Below are 17,844 nucleotides of genomic sequence, written 5' to 3'. Positions count from 1 at the left end.
GCTAACGCGTTTACTGTAAGAAAAACCCCCGTTTTGCGAAATCGTTCCCGGAAAAATGATCCATTTCTGTCACACTCAGAACGATTTGATAACAACAAGAGGTCATAGGGATGAAAAAATCATTACTCGCTGTTGCTGTGGCAGGGGCTGTTTTGTTGTCATCCGCCGTACAGGCGCAGACAACGCCGGAGGGTTATCAATTACAACAGGTGCTGATGATGAGCCGCCATAATCTGCGGGCACCGCTGGCGAATAATGGCAGCGTACTGGCGCAGTCGACGCCGAATGCCTGGCCGGCGTGGGACGTTCCCGGCGGGCAACTGACGACGAAAGGCGGCGTGCTGGAAGTCTATATGGGACACTACACACGTGAATGGCTGGTCGCGCAGGGGCTGATACCGTCGGGAGAATGTCCGGCGCCCGACACGGTATATGCCTATGCGAATAGTTTGCAGCGCACCGTCGCCACCGCGCAATTTTTCATTACCGGCGCTTTCCCCGGCTGTGATATTCCTGTTCATCATCAGGAAAAAATGGGCACTATGGATCCTACCTTCAATCCGGTGATTACCGATGATTCCGCCGCGTTCCGGCAACAGGCCGTACAGGCGATGGAAAAGGCGCGTAGTCAGCTACATCTTGATGAGAGTTATAAACTGCTTGAGCAGATAACGCATTATCAGGACTCGCCGTCCTGCAAAGAGAAGCATCAGTGTTCGCTAATCGACGCGAAAGATACCTTCAGCGCGAACTATCAGCAAGAGCCTGGCGTGCAGGGGCCGCTGAAAGTAGGGAACTCGCTGGTGGATGCATTTACCCTGCAATATTACGAAGGGTTTCCGATGGATCAGGTCGCCTGGGGCGGGATCCACACCGATCGGCAGTGGAAGGTGCTGTCAAAACTGAAAAACGGCTATCAGGACAGCCTGTTTACCTCACCCACGGTGGCGCGCAATGTCGCTGCGCCGCTGGTGAAATATATCGATAAGGTGCTGGTTGCCGATCGCGTTAGCGCGCCGAAGGTTACCGTGCTGGTGGGGCATGACTCCAATATCGCGTCGCTGCTGACGGCGCTGGATTTTAAACCCTATCAGCTCCATGACCAGTATGAGAGAACGCCGATTGGCGGCCAGCTTGTCTTCCAACGCTGGCATGACGGCAACGCTAACCGGGATTTGATGAAAATCGAGTATGTCTACCAGAGCGCCCGGCAGTTACGCAATGCGGAAGCGTTAACGCTCAAATCGCCCGCGCAAAGGGTAACCCTGGAACTGAAAGGATGTCCGGTGGATGCGAACGGCTTCTGTCCGCTGGATAAGTTCGATAACGTCATGAACACTGCCGCAAAATAGCCGTATGCCCCCGCGCAGGCGGGGGCGTTTGTGTTATACGTTCTTACGTTCGATGATTTGTTCGCCCCAGAAGAGCGAGTCTTTGTCCGTTTTCTCAAAGGCTTTGATCAGCACCTCATCGCTACCTTCTTCCCATATTTTTTCTGCCAGTTTCTCGTCATAGTGAGCGACTTCAAAAATGGCTTCGGCAATTTCCGGCGACGTATTACGCAGGCTTGCCCATTCGCCGACGCGGTGCGCTTTTGCTTCTTGAGTTGGCATTCGAATCCTCCTGTTGAAGATTAGCCGTTGAGTTTGACTGCCAGACCGGCGACGTATTCCCCCTGATAGCGAGCGATAGAGAGTTCCTCCTGGCTTGGTTGACGCGAACCGTCGCCTCCGGCGATAGTCGTTGCGCCGTAAGGCGTGCCGCCGCGAACCTGGGAGACGTCAAACAGTTCCTGTGCGGCATAGCCTATCGGGACAATCACCATCCCATGATGGGCAAGCGTAGTCCAGGTCGAGGTGATCGTCTGCTCCTGGCCGCCGCCCGTTCCGGTAGAACTGAACACGCTGCCGAGCTTGCCGTATAGCGCGCCGGATGCCCACAGTCCGCCGGTTTGGTCCAGGAAGGTACGCATCTGGCCTGACATATTGCCAAACCGGGTTGGCGTACCAAAAATAATGGCATCGTAATCCGCCAGCTCCTGTGGAGTGGCAACCGGTGCGTTTTGCGTTTTACCGCCAGCTTTTGCGAAGATTTCAGGCGGCATTGTTTCTGGCACACGCTTTATAATGACCTCTGCGCCGTCGACTTTCTTTGCCCCTTCCGCCACCGCGTGCGCCATGGTTTCAATGTGTCCGTACATGGAATAATAGAGCACCAGAATCTTTGCCATTTGTACTACTCCTCAGATTAATCAGGTGTGTAGCGATTCGCTACGTCTATTTAAAGATATGCCCTCCTGTGAAGAGTGCAAATTTCAGCGCCATTTCTTTGATTTATAACAATAATTAATTTGGCGACCTTTGTTGCAAAATGATACATTTTTAAGCGCTTTGATTTTCCCAAATATAAGAATAACTTATTTATTTCTTATGGTTATTATTCTGCGTATTCGGCTTCCAATGTTGCAGAATATTTCGGTAAGCGGCCTACCACGACGTTTTTCACTATGCTTAATGTTACGCGGCGTTACTGATGATATCGTTCATACGCTGCGCGAGGAGATACTCCTCATTACCTATGCAATATGATGTCTAATCTATGACGGAGGTCAGTAATGGCAAACCATCGTGGCGGTTCCGGTAATTTTGCGGAAGACCGCGAAAGAGCATCAGAAGCAGGTCGTAAAGGTGGTCAGCACAGCGGGGGCAATTTTAAGAATGACCCGCAGCGTGCATCCGAAGCAGGCAAAAAAGGGGGCAAAAGCAGTAACCGTAATAGCTAGCCTGCGTCACAACAGCAAGACGCTGAGCGTTTCGCGCTAAAAAGCGTCATGCGCCACCGCCGCCGGATTTCCGGCGGTTTTTTTGTTTATAAGCCGGATTTGGTATGCTTGCGTCCTGACAAAAAGGAGAGGGCGCATGTCGCAACGCACAGAGAAAAAAATCGGGAAACGCTCGCAGGCCACCGGTGCAAAACGGCAGCTTATCTTAACTGCCGCGCTTGCTGTTTTTTCCCAGTATGGCATTCATGGCGCGCGTCTTGAGCAGGTCGCCGAGCGGGCAGGCGTCTCCAAAACCAATCTGCTTTATTATTATCCTTCGAAAGAGGCGCTGTATGTCGCGGTAATGCGACAGATCCTGGATGTCTGGCTGGCGCCGCTCAAGGCGTTTCGCGCAGAATTTTCCCCTCTGGAGGCCATCAAAGAGTATATCCGTCTCAAGCTGGAAGTTTCGCGTGATTATCCGCAGGCGTCGCGGCTCTTCTGCATGGAGATGCTGGCGGGCGCGCCGCTCTTAATGGAGGAACTGACCGGCGATCTAAAAGCGTTGATAGATGAAAAATCCGCGCTGATTGCCGGATGGGTGCACAGCGGGAAACTGGCGCCCGTCTCCCCGCACCATTTGATCTTCATGATTTGGGCCGCCACGCAACATTACGCCGATTTTGCCCCTCAGGTTGAGGCGGTAACCGGCGCGACGCTTCGCGATGAAGCCTTTTTTAACCAAACGGTCGAAAGCGTTCAGCGCATTATTATTGAAGGGATTCGCGTGCGTTAACCGGCTGGCGGCAGTGGGCAGCTCAAATCCCCCTCTTCACATTGCAGCAGCGAGGCTAAAAACGCTTCGCGTTCGTTCGTTTTATCGGTCAGGCACTGGCTGGCGATCATGGGTTGCACGCTGCCGCCCTCCGTACCTGAGCGAATCAGAGCGCAATCGGCGTCCCGCAGTGCAATCCATGCCACCTGCGCTTTTTGCAACAGCTCGCGCTGCGGCGGTTGCGCACGCTTAATCGCGCTTTGATAGGTTTCGTTCAGCTTTTTATCTGCCGCCTGGTATTGCGCGGCGGCGCAGCGATTCATTTCCAGCTGCGTACTGGCGCTGGCACACTCATCGGCCAACGCCTGACTGCTGAACAACAACGCCGCGCAGGTAAGGAAAATTCGTTTCATACGGTCCTCTGACGCGAGTAAAAAGGCTCCATTGACGGAGCCTTAATTAACCACAGTATTAGCCAATTGTCATCAGGCTGGCATTACCGCCAGCGGCGGCAGTGTTTACGCTCAGCGAACGTTCAATATAGAGCCGTTCCAGCAGCATATTGCTTTCGCCGCGGGCGAACCCCTGTACCGACACTATCGCGCCTTCGCGGGCGGCGACGGCTTCGCACACGGTTCGCAGCTTGTCGGAGTCGCCGTGGAAAATCACCGCGTCAAACGGCTGCGCCATCAGCGTTTCCGCTTTCGCAAACTGGACACGCGCCGCAACGGCGGCGGGGAGACGTTTCGCCAGATCGCGGTGGAAGGCGTCGTCTGACCATAGCGCCTGACTGCCGACGGCGAGAACAGCGGCAAGCTGCGTCAACGCGTCCTGTTCGTCATCAGCCAGGCATAATACCCGTTCACGCGGCAACAGCGTCCAGGTATTACGCTCGCCGGTCGGTCCCGGTAGCAGGCGCTGCGTGCCGGCCTGCGCCAGATCGGCGAATTGTCGGCAGAGCGTCTGTAGCGCCGGGCGATCCGCCGCCCATTGCGTCAGGGCGGTCAACGGCGCGAGTAGCGTGGTTTTAAGCTGCGCATCTACCGGGTAACGCGCATCCTGACGAGTCAGCGTCGTATTGAGCGCATTGGGCGGGCGGTGTGCCAGCAGGCGGTAGAGATAGAGCGGCCCTCCCGCTTTTGGCCCGGTGCCGGACAGTCCTTCGCCGCCAAACGGCTGGACGCCGACGACCGCGCCCACCATATTACGGTTAACGTACAGGTTGCCGACATGGGCGGAACCGGTGACTTGCGCAATGGTTTCATCAATACGGGTATGTACGCCCAGCGTTAGCCCGTAGCCGGAAGCGTTAATCTGTTCGATAAGCTCCGCCAGTTGGTTACGGTTATAACGCACGACGTGCAGCACGGGCCCGAAGACCTCTTTTTCCAGTTCTGCGAAGTTTTCCAGCTCAATAAGCGTGGGCATAACAAACGTACCGGTCTGCCATTCCTGCGCGTCATCGCTTTTTTCACGCGCGGCCTGGAAAACCGGGCGGCCTTTGGCGCGCATTGTCTGGATGTGACGTTCAATGTTGGCTTTGGCCTCGCTATCGATCACCGGCCCGATATCGGTCGTCAGACGGCCTGGATTCCCCATCCGACACTCCGCCATCGCGCCGCGTAACATTTTCAGCGTATGTTCGGCGATATCGTCCTGCAAACACAGCACGCGGAGCGCGGAACAGCGTTGTCCGGCGCTGTCGAAAGCGGAAGCCAGCACATCCACGACCACCTGCTCGGTGAGCGCGGAAGAGTCGACAATCATAGCGTTCATACCGCCGGTTTCCGCAATCAACGGAATAGGGCGGCCCTGGGCGTCAAGACGCGTGGCGATGTTGCGCTGCAACAACGTCGCGACCTCCGTGGAACCGGTAAACATCACGCCGCGTACACGCGCATCGGCGGTAAGCTGGGCGCCGACGGTTTCTCCCCGTCCCGGCAACAGTTGCACGACGCCCGGCGGTACGCCCGCTTCCAGCAAAATGGCAATGCCCTGGGCGGCAATCAGCGATGTCTGCTCTGCCGGTTTCGCCAGAACGCTGTTACCTGCCGCCAGCGCGGCGGCGATTTGGCCGGTGAAAATGGCCAGCGGGAAGTTCCACGGACTGATGCAGACTACCGGCCCTAACGGGCGATGCGTTTCGTTATCGAAATCGTCACGCACTTGACCGGCATAATAATGGAGGAAGTCTACCGCTTCGCGCACTTCGGCAATGGCGTTGCTGAACGTTTTCCCCGCTTCACGCACCAACAGGCCAATCAACTGCTGCATTTGGTCTTCCATTAATACCGCCGCCCGCTGCAAAATGGCGGCGCGTTCTTGCGGCGGCGTCGCAAACCAAACCGGCGCCTGATTGACCGCGTTTTGCAATGCCTGTTCAACCTCGCTTTCTGTCGCTTCGCGTCCCCAGCCGACAATATCTTTCGGTTCCGCCGGGTTGATAACCGGCGTCATCTCACCGTCGGCCACCGGTTGTTCCAGTACAGGTTTGGCCTGCCATTTCTGCATGGCGTTGCTTAACAGGGCAGAAGAAAGCGAGGCGAGGCGATGTTCATTCGCTAAATCAAGTCCGGCGGAGTTTATCCGACCTTCGCCGTACAGATCGCGCGGCAGCGGAATTTTCGGATGCGGTATGCCAGCCTGACCTTCCTGCTGCGCCAGTTTTTCCACGGCCTCGACCGGGTCGGCCACCAGTTCATCGAGCGGTAGGGTGGCATCGGCGATGCGGTTGACAAAAGAGGTGTTGGCGCCGTTTTCCAGCAGGCGTCGTACCAGATAGGCCAGCAGGGTTTCGTGTGTTCCCACCGGCGCGTAAATACGGCAGGGACGGTTAAGTTTTCCGTCCGCCACTTTACCGGTGACCTGTTCATACAGCGGTTCTCCCATGCCGTGCAGGCACTGGAATTCGTACTGACCCGGATAGTAATTTTGCCCGGCCAGATGATAAATCGCCGCCAGTGTGTGAGCGTTATGGGTCGCGAACTGCGGGTAGATCAGATTAGGAACGGCGAGCAGTTTTTTCGCGCAGGCCAGATAAGAGACATCGGTATACACTTTGCGGGTATAAACCGGATAACCCTCCAGCCCTTCCATTTGCGCGCGTTTGATCTCGCTATCCCAGTAGGCGCCTTTCACCAGACGAATCATCAGCCGACGGCGGCTACGGGAGGCCAGATCGACTAAATAATCAATGACCAGCGGGCAGCGTTTTTGGTAAGCCTGGATCACAAAGCCAATGCCGTTCCAGCCTGCGAGTTCGGGTTCGAAGCAGAGTTTTTCCAGCAGATCGAGCGAGATCTCCAGACGATCCGCCTCTTCGGCGTCGATATTGAGACCGATATCATACTGGCGCGCCAGCAGCGTCAGTGATTTCAGGCGCGGATAAAGCTCCTCCATTACCCGATCGTATTGTGCACGACTATAGCGTGGATGCAGGGCGGACAGCTTAATCGAGATGCCTGGCCCTTCGTAAATACCGCGACCGTTAGACGCTTTGCCGATGGCATGAATCGCTTGCTGGTAAGAGACCATATAGGCCTGCGCATCGGCGGCGGTTAACGCGGCTTCGCCCAGCATATCGTAAGAATAGCGGAACCCTTTCTCTTCCAGTTTTCGGGCATTCGCCAGCGCCTGAGCAATGGTTTCGCCAGTCACGAACTGCTCGCCCATTAAACGCATCGCCATGTCGACGCCTTTGCGGATTAACGGCTCGCCGCTCTTGCCGATAATGCGGTTCAGCGAGCGCGAAAGATTGGCTTCGTTATGCGTTGAGACCAGTCGGCCGGTAAAGAGCAGCCCCCAGGTGGCGGCGTTTACAAACAGCGACGGGCTACGGCCAATATGCGACTGCCAGTTGCCATTACTGATTTTGTCGCGAATTAACGCATCGCGCGTAGCTTTGTCGGGAATACGCAGCAGCGCTTCCGCCAGACACATCAGCGCAACGCCTTCTTGCGAAGAGAGGGAAAACTCCTGCAACAGGCCTTGCACCATACCCGCGCGACCGCTGGCGGATTTTTGATTGCGCAATTTCTCCGCCAGTTGATACGCCAGTTTATGCGCCTGCTCAGCGACAGGCGGCGACAGGCGCGCCTGTTCCATTAGCATTGACACTGCATCGGTTTCCGGGCGGCGCCAGGCGGCGGTGATGGCGGCGCGAGAGACGGATTGGGGAAGAATTTGTTCGGCAAACTCCAGAAAGGGCTGATGCGGCTCATCCTGCGGCGCGACCGGCTCCTCGCTTTCATTTGCCGCGCCGGCAAACAGCGCAGGTAGCTCCGGTAGCGTATCGCTATTTTCCAGCTTGTCCAGATAGCTAAAGATTGCCTGTTTTATTAACCAGTGCGGCGTGCGATCGATACGCGACGCGGCCATTTTGATCCGTTCGCGCGTGGCGTCGTCCAGCTTAACCCCCATCGTGGTGGTTCCCATACCCTCTACTCCTGTTATTCGCTCTATCTGCTAACCAATAGTTAGCGGAAAATATCCACTATGTTGCAACTTTGTGCAACCGCGTTAAATGTGACCTGCGTTGCAAGCTTAAAAATGAATAAATTGTTAAAAAAAGAAAGAGGGAGTCTGACGGGGAAAACCATCTGGATTTATTTTCTCTGCGGTAGTTAACACTTTTAAAAGGTGCAACCGTAAAAAATGTGAGAGAGTGCAACCTGGAGAAAAATAGTATCCCTCTGCAATCAAATTTGATGTAAATGGTGTGTTAAATCGATTGTGAATAACCACCGCTTCCGGCAGGATACGGTCGCCCTGGTAAACATAACACCCTTGCCACGTTCCGGCAGGGTACAAAACGGCACGCTACGGTAGTGCCAATAAATAAATTTGGAGAACCTTGATGGCTATTAGCACACCGATGTTGGTGACATTCTGTGTCTATATTTTTGGCATGATATTGATTGGGTTTATCGCCTGGCGCTCAACCAAAAACTTTGATGACTATATTCTTGGCGGTCGCAGTCTGGGGCCGTTTGTTACGGCTTTATCAGCCGGCGCGTCGGATATGAGCGGCTGGCTGTTAATGGGGCTGCCTGGCGCTATCTTTCTGTCGGGGATCTCTGAAAGCTGGATCGCCATTGGTCTGACGTTAGGCGCATGGATTAACTGGAAGCTGGTGGCCGGGCGCCTGCGCGTGCATACCGAATTTAACAATAACGCGCTCACGCTGCCGGACTATTTTACCGGTCGGTTTGAAGATAAGAGCCGAGTCCTGCGTATTATTTCCGCGCTGGTCATTCTGCTGTTTTTCACTATCTATTGCGCGTCAGGTATTGTCGCTGGGGCACGACTGTTCGAAAGCACCTTCGGTATGAGCTATGAAACCGCACTGTGGGCGGGGGCCGCGGCAACCATTATTTATACGTTTATAGGCGGGTTTCTTGCCGTTAGCTGGACGGATACCGTTCAGGCCAGCCTGATGATTTTTGCGTTAATCCTGACGCCGGTGATGGTTATTGTCGGCGTAGGCGGTTTTAGCGAGTCGCTGGAGGTGATCAAGCAAAAGAGCATCGAGAATGTCGACATGCTCAAGGGGCTGAATTTTGTCGCTATTATTTCTCTGATGGGCTGGGGACTGGGTTACTTCGGTCAGCCGCATATCCTGGCGCGCTTTATGGCGGCGGATTCCCATCACAGTATTGTTCATGCGCGTCGTATCAGTATGACCTGGATGATTCTGTGTCTGGCGGGCGCGGTGGCGGTGGGCTTCTTTGGCATTGCGTACTTTAACAATAACCCCGCGCTGGCCGGGGCGGTGAACCAAAACTCAGAACGCGTATTTATAGAACTGGCGCAGATCCTGTTTAACCCGTGGATTGCCGGTGTTCTGCTGTCTGCTATCCTGGCGGCGGTGATGTCGACGTTGAGCTGTCAGTTGCTGGTATGCTCCAGCGCGATTACGGAAGATTTATATAAGGCTTTTCTGCGTAAAAGCGCCAGCCAGCAAGAGCTGGTATGGGTAGGGCGAGTGATGGTGCTGGTGGTAGCGCTGATCGCCATTGCGCTGGCGGCGAACCCCGATAACCGTGTGCTGGGGCTGGTGAGCTACGCCTGGGCTGGATTCGGCGCGGCATTTGGACCTGTTGTCCTGTTTTCTGTGATGTGGTCGCGTATGACACGTAACGGCGCGCTGGCGGGAATGATTATTGGCGCGGTGACGGTTATCGTCTGGAAACAATATGGTTGGCTGGATCTGTATGAGATCATCCCTGGCTTCATTTTCGGCAGCCTGGGGATCGTAATCTTTAGCCTGCTTGGCAAAGCGCCGACAGCAGCGATGCAGGAACGCTTTGCAAAAGCGGACGCGCATTATCATTCCGCGCCGCCGTCGAAGCTACAGGCGGAATAACCGACATGTCCGATAGCATTATTGCCATCGGGCATATTTTACCAGGCGGCGTTATACGCCTGCCTGGTCCTCTGATAAGTCCCGGACCGATTGACTGAAGATGTTCAGGTAAATGAGGACGCTCTCTCAAACTATTTTTAGCCCTTGAGCGCCGTTAACGCGGCCGTAATACGTCTCGAGTAATCACTAACTGGCCATATATGAAATCGCCTGTTAATGGTACCAATAGCCTTGACGCAATAGAGTAATGACAAAAATTAAAACGAGTCAGCGTTACTGGCGTAAGTATGCCGCACAAAATTTTGCATAAATAATGCCGTTTTAGCGATGGGAGAGAGGACACGTTAATTACTCCATTTTAACCTTTTATATGTTGAATATTCAATGGGTTATGGGTGGTTTCACCATTAATACCCGCAGTAGCTAATGATTATCTTTTTTAGTCTCCTGCCGATGAAATAATCGTGTAATCTTTCTGTAAGAGACTGACAATGACGCAATAATGTTTGGTTAATACTTGGTGAATATATTGTTGCATTATTGATGTTTTGTGTTGTACTTAGTAGTAATAGCGGTAGTTCCCCGGCAGTGATGGTCACTCACTATGGAGATCGCGAATGGTAATGTCCGCACCAGGACACATTGTTTACAGTAGTTACAACACCCTGTACGGACATTCTCTCTCCGGTGGTGGTCTTGTCACCTTAAAAGCTCTCATCATTTCTCTTACTGTCCATACCCATGACGTCATATGTGGTGCGCGTAGCCGTGTGTGGCGTCGTTTCAAAAAGCAAGCTAAGGCTTACAAGGAAGCCAACCCTCAGATGTGTGTGCGCATAATCGCGTTCAAGAGAACGCGGGTGATGTATACCTACAACTCAAGGTGCTATCCATGGGAAGACAAAAAGCAGTGATCAAAGCTCGTCGTGAAGCAAAGCGTGTGTTGAGACGAGATTCGCGTAGTCATAAGCAACGTGAAGAAGAATCGGTCACGTCACTGGTACAGATGGGCGGAGTAGAAGCCATTGGCATGGCGCGCGATAGTCGCGATACCTCTCCTGTTAAGGCGCGAAATGAAGCACAGGCGCATTATCTGAACGCTATCGACAGTAAACAGCTTATTTTTGCGACCGGCGAAGCCGGCTGTGGAAAAACATGGATCAGTGCGGCAAAGGCGGCAGAAGCATTGATTCATAAGGACGTCGAGAGGATCATTGTGACGCGTCCGGTATTGCAGGCTGATGAAGATCTTGGTTTTTTGCCCGGTGATATCGCTGAAAAATTCGCGCCTTATTTTCGTCCCGTCTACGATGTCCTGCTTAAACGGTTGGGCGCGTCCTTTATGCAATATTGTTTGCGCCCGGAAATCGGTAAGGTAGAAATTGCCCCGTTCGCCTATATGCGTGGGCGTACTTTTGAAAATGCGGTCGTGATCCTCGACGAGGCGCAAAATGTGACTGCGGCGCAAATGAAAATGTTTTTGACGCGATTAGGCGAAAATGTCACGGTCATTGTCAATGGCGATATTACGCAATGCGACCTGCCGCGCGGCGTGCGTTCCGGATTGAGCGATGCGTTGGAACGCTTTGAAGAAGATGAAATGGTAGGGATTGTGCATTTCAACAAAGACGACTGCGTGCGCTCGGCGCTTTGTCAGCGAACGCTCCACGCATACAGCTAATATAGCATTGACTTTCAGAGCCCGGGAGACCGGGCTTTGTTGTCTATAAAGCGTCCAGCAGACTCATGGACAAAAAAGGAAAATGACGCCTGTACGTGAAGGGAATTATTTTGTCATGTCCAGGGCATTCATTGTCCGTAATTTGCTTTCTCGGGCCTGTTCCGGCGAGGACTGTACAAGAAGGGTATAGAGCAGGTCAAAGACGAAAAGCTGCGCGGCTTTCGTACCGATCGAGTCACCCTGCAACATTCCTTGCCGATTACCATTGATCAGGCAAAAATCGGCCTCTTCACATAATGGAGAACCCAGATTATGGGTAATGGCGACTGTGGTGGCGCCAGCCTGTCGGGCCAATCGGAGTGAATGCACTGTTTCTGGCGATGTGCCCGAGTGACTGACACCCATCGCGACATCGCCTGCTTTTAATAGCGTAGCCTGCATGTACATAAAATGGTTATTGCTTACCGCATCGCCCCGTAAACCAATACGCATTAGCTTGTGTTTCATATCCAGCGCCGTGATCCCCGATGAGCCCACACCAAAGATATAAACTGAGTGACAGTGACGTAGGGCGTCCACGACACCGAGAACCTGTTGCATATCAAGCAGATTTAGCGTTTCAGATAATACATTACTAATGGTGTTCTGCAATTTTAAACCAATGGCGTGGGCATCGTCGGATTCGCTAACTTCGGCATCCAGTAGAGGACTACTGTCATCAGACTCGGTAGTGGCAAGTTCAATGGCCAGGTCCATTTTAAAATCCTGAAAACCTTTATAGCCCAGGGTGCGACAAAAGCGAATAACCGTGGCTTCTCCGGCCTGTGTGTCGCGCGACAAATCGGCAATAGATGACTGTGTCACCTGTCTGGGGAAGGCTAAAATATATTGCGCAATACGCTGGGAGGCACGTGTCAGGCTTTTTTGCATAGCACCCAGAGTGTCAAGGATTTTTCCGGGTTTAAGACGTGGGGGTTGAGGCTCCATATAGTTCCTGCTCTTGAGGGCTGATTGCGGCACAAAGCCTGCAATATCGAACAGAGCAGAGCCTATCAAGTCTGCGGCATGAAAAAAAGCGCGATGTAAGTAAAGGAGGGGGAATATTTACATCGCGTTGCCAACTTATGACAGAACATCACTGGAGAGTAATCTGTTTGCTCTTACGGTGTTTATAGCGCGCCATCTGACGGATGGTTTATATCTGGCCCGGTATTGTCGCCCCGCGCGTTGGCGTCACCGTGTGCTGTGTCGGTATAGCGTGGTATCATGAAATCATAATGTCACCTTTGGTTCAGGTTTTTCATCCAGCGTCAATGGCGGTGCCGGGGTAAATAACGGGGCGAAAATAACGCCGCTGATCACCACGCTTAGCGAGCCAATGACCCCATAAAAGAAGAAGTTAAGGTCAGTGGCATAGCGTGCGCCCAGCACGGTAATGACGCTGATAATAATTCCTAAAACCGCACTCCCGGCATTTGCTCGTTTAAAGAAAATGCCCAGCATGAACAGACCGGTCATTGGCCCTCCCATCAGACCTATCAGACTATTAAATGCATCCCAGATTTCTGATTCATCGGCCATGACCAGCCATACCGAGGCCGCGCTACTTATCAGGCCCGCGACCAGAATAACTAACTTAGCTATTTTCATACGGTTTTCTGGCGTTCTTTTTTTATGACTCAAACGCTGATAGATATCGGAATTAAAACAACTGGAAATGCTGTTTAAGCTGCTGGAGATACTGGACTGCGCAGCAGCGAAAATAGCGGCGATTATCAACCCTGCAATGCCGACTGGCATTTCGGTGACCACGAATAAGGGTAAAATGCCGCCAGTGTTGAATCCCGCCGGTAATAATTGTGGATGTTGCTGATAGTAGACAAACAATGCCGAGCCGATAGCAAAAAAGAAAACAGGGATCACAGCAACCAGTTTGGCATTTGTAAGTAATGTTTTCTTCGTTTCCTCTATGGAGTCAGTCACGATATAGCGTTGGACCACATCCTGACTGGCAGTAAATTGCTGAATATTGGCAAACAGAAAACCAATCATCAATACAGGTACTGTGCTTTCCGTCCAGCTCCAGTGGAACTGCGTAGCCGGAAAGAATTTATCCGCCTGCTGCGTCACCGTAAAAATTTCACCAATGCCGCCCTGGACTTTGAGACATATCACTATAAAAATCAGTATCGCGCTGCCAGAAAGTAAGAGGCCTTGAATAACATCAGTCCATATTACTCCTTCAATTCCACCCATCCAGGTATAAATGATACACATCACGCTAATCAACAGTACCAAAATCACCGGGTCTATAGCGATGAAGGGGCGCAAGGCCAGCACGGTGAGGAAAGTGATAATGGCGATACGTCCGATATGAAACAACATAAATGACATGCTGGCGAATAGACGGCAGCGCACATCGAACCGTGCTTCGAGATATTCATAGGCTGATGTGACTTTCAATTTCCGAAAAAACGGAATATAGAAATAAAAAACCAGCGGTAAAATTGCGATAGCCAGATACTGACCAATGATAAACGTCCAGTCGGAAGTAAACGCTTTGGCAGGAATTGACATAAATGTAATTGAGCTTAACGTAGTAGCAAATACACTGACCCCAGCCGCCCAACCAGGAACCCGGCCACCACCGCGAAAATAATCGTCTGCTGTTTTTTGCCGTCTGGAAAAATAGACACCGACTAACATCATGGCCAGGAGGTAGCCAAATAATACAAGATAATTAACGATGCCGAAAGAATGTGTAATCATAGTTCTTTCCTGCTTATGGTTTTGAGTAGAGTTTCGGTCATCGTCTGTGTATTTTTATCTTCCCATCATTCAGACGATACGATATTCAGATCAAGTAATAGTTTTTGTTAATCTCAATGACGCTAATCATGAGATGTAAAAGGCAGAGCATTTATGCTCCTGATGCCAAGACGTATGTCCTGCCGGATACCTGAAATAGCAGCTATCCGATATTGTGTTCAAACAGGCTTCAGGCCTGGGTATCGTATTTGCCGATAGCATTATTAACGTCGGATTATTCTCTGAGACATAAATATCAATAGTAAGCGTGTTCATTTTTTTCCCTGTTCAGCGTTTTACTGCGTGACTGAACCACTGACAGATATGCTCGATACGGGTGATAGCGGAACCAACGGTAACTGCCCAGGCACCATGCTCAATAGCATTGGCCGCCAGTGCAGGCGTGTTATAGCGCCCCTCGGCAATAACACGACAACCTGCATGGCTCAGTTGTGTCACCATTGCCAAATCTGGCTCAACCGGCGTGATGGGGCCGGTATAGCCAGACAGTGTTGTACCAATGAATTCGATTCCTTTCTGATGGCAACTTATGCCTTCATTCACGGTTGAACAGTCTGCCATCGCCAGTAATCCATGCAGGCGAATACGTGTCAGTAAACTATCAATATCAACCGGGCGAGAGCGGAATGAGGCATCAAAAGCGATAATATCGGCACCTGCCTGCGCCAGGGCGTCAACATCCTGTAAATAGGGAGTGATACGGACTGGCGACCCTGTAAGGTCACGTTTAATTATCCCAATAATAGGAACAGAAAGATGGGGACGAACAGTCCGCAGATTCTCAATGCCTTCAATGCGCACAGCGACCGCACCCGCCGAAGCCGCTGCCTGTGCCATTGCAGCCACAATTTCAGGTTTATCCATAGGGCTGCCTGGTACCGGTTGGCATGAGACAATCAGCCCACCGTTTTCGTGTACACTTTGTTCCAGCCTGGCTAATAGTGACATCCAGTTCCGCCTTATATATTTTGAAGTTTTGCTCCGTTTTATGTTATGTTGTGGAGTGTTGCTGCATCAAGCAAAAAGATAGAAAAATGTGAACACAGTCATAAGGTATGTTTGTTATTCAATTACTGCGCCAGCGGATTTGAGGCTATAACCTGAAGCTACAAGACAAATACAATTCACTCTGACGGCAGCATGCTGTATTTTATTAACTGCTTCCGGCATAAAGATAAAATGCTCAGAAGGAGCTTATACGCCACTGGATAGCCAGTATGAAATGCATCACATAATTCTTGTTGTATTTATTCGAATGCTATCACTAATGAGTTTGACCATAACAGGTCACCCATAATCACTTCTAACATCACCATGGTGTGCTTTTACCTCGCACATGATAACCCCATGTAATTATTTTTAGCGCTTGGTCACATTTTGTCATTATCATTGTTGAAATTGTGCGCCATAAGATCACTAATGATGAAGCTTTACTCCAATTGTATTTCTTCGCATGGGGATGCAGATGAAAAATTTTAAGAAAATGATGACGCTAATGGCGCTATGTTTATCAGTCGCTATCACCACATCAGGATATGCAACGACGTTTCCTGATATACCAGAACCACTGAAAAATGGTACTGGCGCTATTGATAATAATGGCGTGATTTATGTCGGCTTAGGTACCGCAGGGACATCCTGGTATAAAATTGATCTTAAAAAGCAACATAAAGACTGGGAGCGTATAAAGTCGTTTCCTGGTGGAGCTCGTGAGCAATCCGTGTCGGTATTTTTAAATGATGAGCTTTATGTTTTTGGTGGCGTAGGGAAAAAAAACAGTGAATCACCGTTGCAGGTTTATAGCGATGTGTACAAATACTCACCGGTGAAAAATACATGGCAAAAAGTTGACACTATATCTCCAGTTGGATTAACAGGGCATACGGGAGTAAAATTAAACGAAACGATGGTACTTATTACCGGAGGGGTTAATGAGCATATCTTTGATAAGTATTTTATTGATATAGCGGCTGCGGCTGCGGATGAAAGTGAAAAAAATAAAGTCATCTATAATTATTTTAATAAACCTGCCAAAGATTATTTTTTTAATAAAATCGTATTTATCTACAATGCTAAAGAGAACACATGGAAGAATGCCGGTGAGCTGCCAGACGCGGGGACGGCAGGATCGTCATCGGTAATGGAAAATAATTTCCTGATGCTGATTAATGGTGAGCTCAAACCGGGTTTACGTACCGATGTGATTTACCGCGCCATGTGGGATAACGACAAGCTAACATGGTTGAAGAACAGCCAGTTACCGCCATCGCCTGGAGAACAACAGCAAGAAGGGTTGGCCGGAGCATTTTCGGGCTATAGTCACGGTGTCCTGCTTGTCGGTGGTGGCGCGAATTTTCCGGGAGCAAAACAAAATTATACCAATGGAAAGTTTTATTCCCACGAAGGAATAAATAAAAAATGGCGAGATGAAGTCTATGGTTTGGTTAATGGCCATTGGCAATATATGGGTAAAATGAAACAACCTCTCGGCTATGGTGTATCAGTAAGTTATGGTGATGAAGTTTTCCTTATTGGTGGTGAAAATGCTAAAGGGAAACCTGTTTCGTCTGTAACCTCCTTTACCATGCGTGATGGTAATTTATTAATAAAATAATTTTTTAAATACAAAAATAAAGTTAATTGATGAGCGGAGTATTTTATGAAAATCAACAAATATCTTCTGGGTATGGTTTCGTTTATAGCATTTTCATCATATCTACAAGCGGCAACCCTTGATTATCGGCATGAATATGCTGATAGAACCAGAATTAATAAAGATCGTATTGCTATAATTGAAAAGCTTCCTAACGGCATTGGTTTTTATGTCGATGCCAGTGTTAAATCGGGAGGAGTAGATGGTGAGCAGGATAAGCATTTAAGCGATCTCGTCGCAAACGCTATAGAACTGGGCGTAAGTTATAATTATAAAGTTACGGACAATTTTGTTTTGCAGCCTGGATTTATATTTGAAAGCGGTCCAGACACTTCAATTTATAAGCCTTATTTAAGGGGGCAATATAATTTTGATTCTGGTGTTTATATGGCTGGTCGTTACCGTTATGACTATGCAAGGAAGACAGCTAACTATAGTGATGATGAGAAAACGAATAGATTTGATACTTATATAGGTTATGTTTTTGATGAGTTGAAATTAGAATATAACTTTACCTGGATGGATAGCGATCAAACTAAATTTGATAACAAAAAAACAAACTATGAACATAATGTGGCTTTAGCCTGGAAACTGAATAAGTCATTTACACCATACGTTGAGGTCGGAAATGTAGCGGTGAGAAATAATACCGATGAGAGACAGACCCGTTATCGCGTTGGATTACAATACCACTTTTGAGAAAGGTTAAAGAGTTACTGTACTAATCTTTGCTTAGTATTCATGTCGATAATCTTATAGCCCGTGGCTACGTTACAGAACG

General features: G+C 50.4%; 14 protein-coding genes. 7 read left to right on the top strand and 7 right to left on the bottom strand.

Annotation, left to right across the window (positions count from 1 at the left end; translation table 11 throughout):
- The first annotated feature begins 110 nt into the window (after nucleotides 1-110).
- Nucleotides 111-1,352, top strand: coding sequence for a bifunctional glucose-1-phosphatase/inositol phosphatase (gene agp, locus ABVM99_RS03615; protein WP_000749201.1), 1,242 nt, complete (start codon nucleotides 111-113; stop codon nucleotides 1,350-1,352).
- A 33-nt stretch (nucleotides 1,353-1,385) separates the two neighbouring features.
- Here the strand turns inward: agp and ABVM99_RS03610 are convergent, their stop codons facing one another.
- Nucleotides 1,386-1,613 carry a YccJ family protein gene (locus ABVM99_RS03610; protein ID WP_001143125.1) on the bottom strand — a complete coding sequence of 76 codons (228 nt, stop codon included), beginning with the start codon at nucleotides 1,611-1,613 and terminating at the stop codon, nucleotides 1,386-1,388.
- A gap of 20 nt (nucleotides 1,614-1,633) precedes the next feature.
- Nucleotides 1,634-2,230: an NAD(P)H:quinone oxidoreductase gene (gene wrbA / locus ABVM99_RS03605; RefSeq protein ID WP_001062898.1), complete on the bottom strand. Its 597-nt coding sequence runs from the start codon at nucleotides 2,228-2,230 to the stop codon at nucleotides 1,634-1,636.
- Nucleotides 2,231-2,614: 384 nt separating this feature from the next.
- Here wrbA and ABVM99_RS03600 point away from each other — a divergent pair, with 384 nt between their 5' ends.
- Both ABVM99_RS03600 and rutR read left to right on the top strand, forming a co-directional pair.
- The gene (locus tag ABVM99_RS03600; RefSeq protein ID WP_001273663.1) at nucleotides 2,615-2,782 is read left to right on the top strand and encodes a general stress protein; all 168 of its coding nucleotides are present in this window, start codon (nucleotides 2,615-2,617) and stop codon (nucleotides 2,780-2,782) included.
- 136 nt (nucleotides 2,783-2,918) lie between these two features.
- On the top strand, nucleotides 2,919-3,557 hold the full coding sequence (gene rutR / locus ABVM99_RS03595; RefSeq protein WP_000083128.1) for an HTH-type transcriptional regulator RutR: 639 nt from the start codon (nucleotides 2,919-2,921) through the stop codon (nucleotides 3,555-3,557).
- Here the strand turns inward: rutR and ABVM99_RS03590 are convergent.
- Together ABVM99_RS03590 and putA are read right to left on the bottom strand one after the other, a co-directional pair.
- Nucleotides 3,554-3,949 carry a lysozyme inhibitor LprI family protein gene (locus tag ABVM99_RS03590; RefSeq protein ID WP_000821059.1) on the bottom strand — a complete coding sequence of 132 codons (396 nt, stop codon included), beginning with the start codon at nucleotides 3,947-3,949 and terminating at the stop codon, nucleotides 3,554-3,556. The two genes, rutR and ABVM99_RS03590, sit on opposite strands and share 4 nt — an antisense overlap.
- Nucleotides 3,950-4,007: 58 nt before the next feature.
- On the bottom strand, nucleotides 4,008-7,970 hold the full coding sequence (putA, locus tag ABVM99_RS03585; protein WP_052938281.1) for a trifunctional transcriptional regulator/proline dehydrogenase/L-glutamate gamma-semialdehyde dehydrogenase: 3,963 nt from the start codon (nucleotides 7,968-7,970) through the stop codon (nucleotides 4,008-4,010).
- Between the two features lie 421 nt (nucleotides 7,971-8,391).
- On the opposite strand from putA, the gene putP reads away from it, so the two are divergent.
- Together putP and phoH are read left to right on the top strand one after the other, a co-directional pair.
- Nucleotides 8,392-9,900, top strand: a complete 1,509-nt coding sequence (gene putP, locus ABVM99_RS03580) for a sodium/proline symporter PutP (RefSeq protein ID WP_001018467.1) — start codon at nucleotides 8,392-8,394, stop codon at nucleotides 9,898-9,900.
- An 892-nt stretch (nucleotides 9,901-10,792) separates the two neighbouring features.
- Nucleotides 10,793-11,581: a phosphate starvation-inducible protein PhoH gene (gene phoH / locus ABVM99_RS03575; RefSeq protein WP_000533527.1), complete on the top strand. Its 789-nt coding sequence runs from the start codon at nucleotides 10,793-10,795 to the stop codon at nucleotides 11,579-11,581.
- A 105-nt stretch (nucleotides 11,582-11,686) separates the two neighbouring features.
- Here phoH and ABVM99_RS03570 read toward each other — a convergent pair whose 3' ends face one another.
- The 3 genes from ABVM99_RS03570 to ABVM99_RS03560 all read right to left on the bottom strand — a co-directional run bounded on the left by ABVM99_RS03570 (nucleotide 11,687) and on the right by ABVM99_RS03560 (nucleotide 15,358).
- Nucleotides 11,687-12,568, bottom strand: a complete 882-nt coding sequence (locus tag ABVM99_RS03570; protein ID WP_000433673.1) for a MurR/RpiR family transcriptional regulator — start codon at nucleotides 12,566-12,568, stop codon at nucleotides 11,687-11,689.
- Between the two features lie 285 nt (nucleotides 12,569-12,853).
- Nucleotides 12,854-14,350: a sodium:solute symporter gene (locus ABVM99_RS03565; RefSeq protein ID WP_023194610.1), complete on the bottom strand. Its 1,497-nt coding sequence runs from the start codon at nucleotides 14,348-14,350 to the stop codon at nucleotides 12,854-12,856.
- A gap of 327 nt (nucleotides 14,351-14,677) precedes the next feature.
- Nucleotides 14,678-15,358, bottom strand: coding sequence for an N-acetylmannosamine-6-phosphate 2-epimerase (locus ABVM99_RS03560; protein WP_000054243.1), 681 nt, complete (start codon nucleotides 15,356-15,358; stop codon nucleotides 14,678-14,680).
- A 505-nt stretch (nucleotides 15,359-15,863) separates the two neighbouring features.
- Here ABVM99_RS03560 and ABVM99_RS03555 point away from each other — a divergent pair.
- Together ABVM99_RS03555 and ABVM99_RS03550 are read left to right on the top strand one after the other, a co-directional pair.
- Nucleotides 15,864-17,024, top strand: coding sequence for an N-acetylneuraminate epimerase (locus tag ABVM99_RS03555; protein ID WP_023194611.1), 1,161 nt, complete (start codon nucleotides 15,864-15,866; stop codon nucleotides 17,022-17,024).
- A gap of 45 nt (nucleotides 17,025-17,069) precedes the next feature.
- Nucleotides 17,070-17,762, top strand: coding sequence for an oligogalacturonate-specific porin KdgM family protein (locus ABVM99_RS03550; protein ID WP_023194612.1), 693 nt, complete (start codon nucleotides 17,070-17,072; stop codon nucleotides 17,760-17,762).
- The last annotated feature ends 82 nt before the right edge of the window (nucleotides 17,763-17,844 follow it).

Source organism: Salmonella sp. SJTUF15591 (assembly GCF_043356435.1).
GTDB classification, from domain to species: domain Bacteria; phylum Pseudomonadota; class Gammaproteobacteria; order Enterobacterales; family Enterobacteriaceae; genus Salmonella; species Salmonella enterica.
The sequence above is the reverse complement of the archived record's forward strand: the minus strand, read 5'-3'. Positions and strand labels throughout refer to the sequence as shown.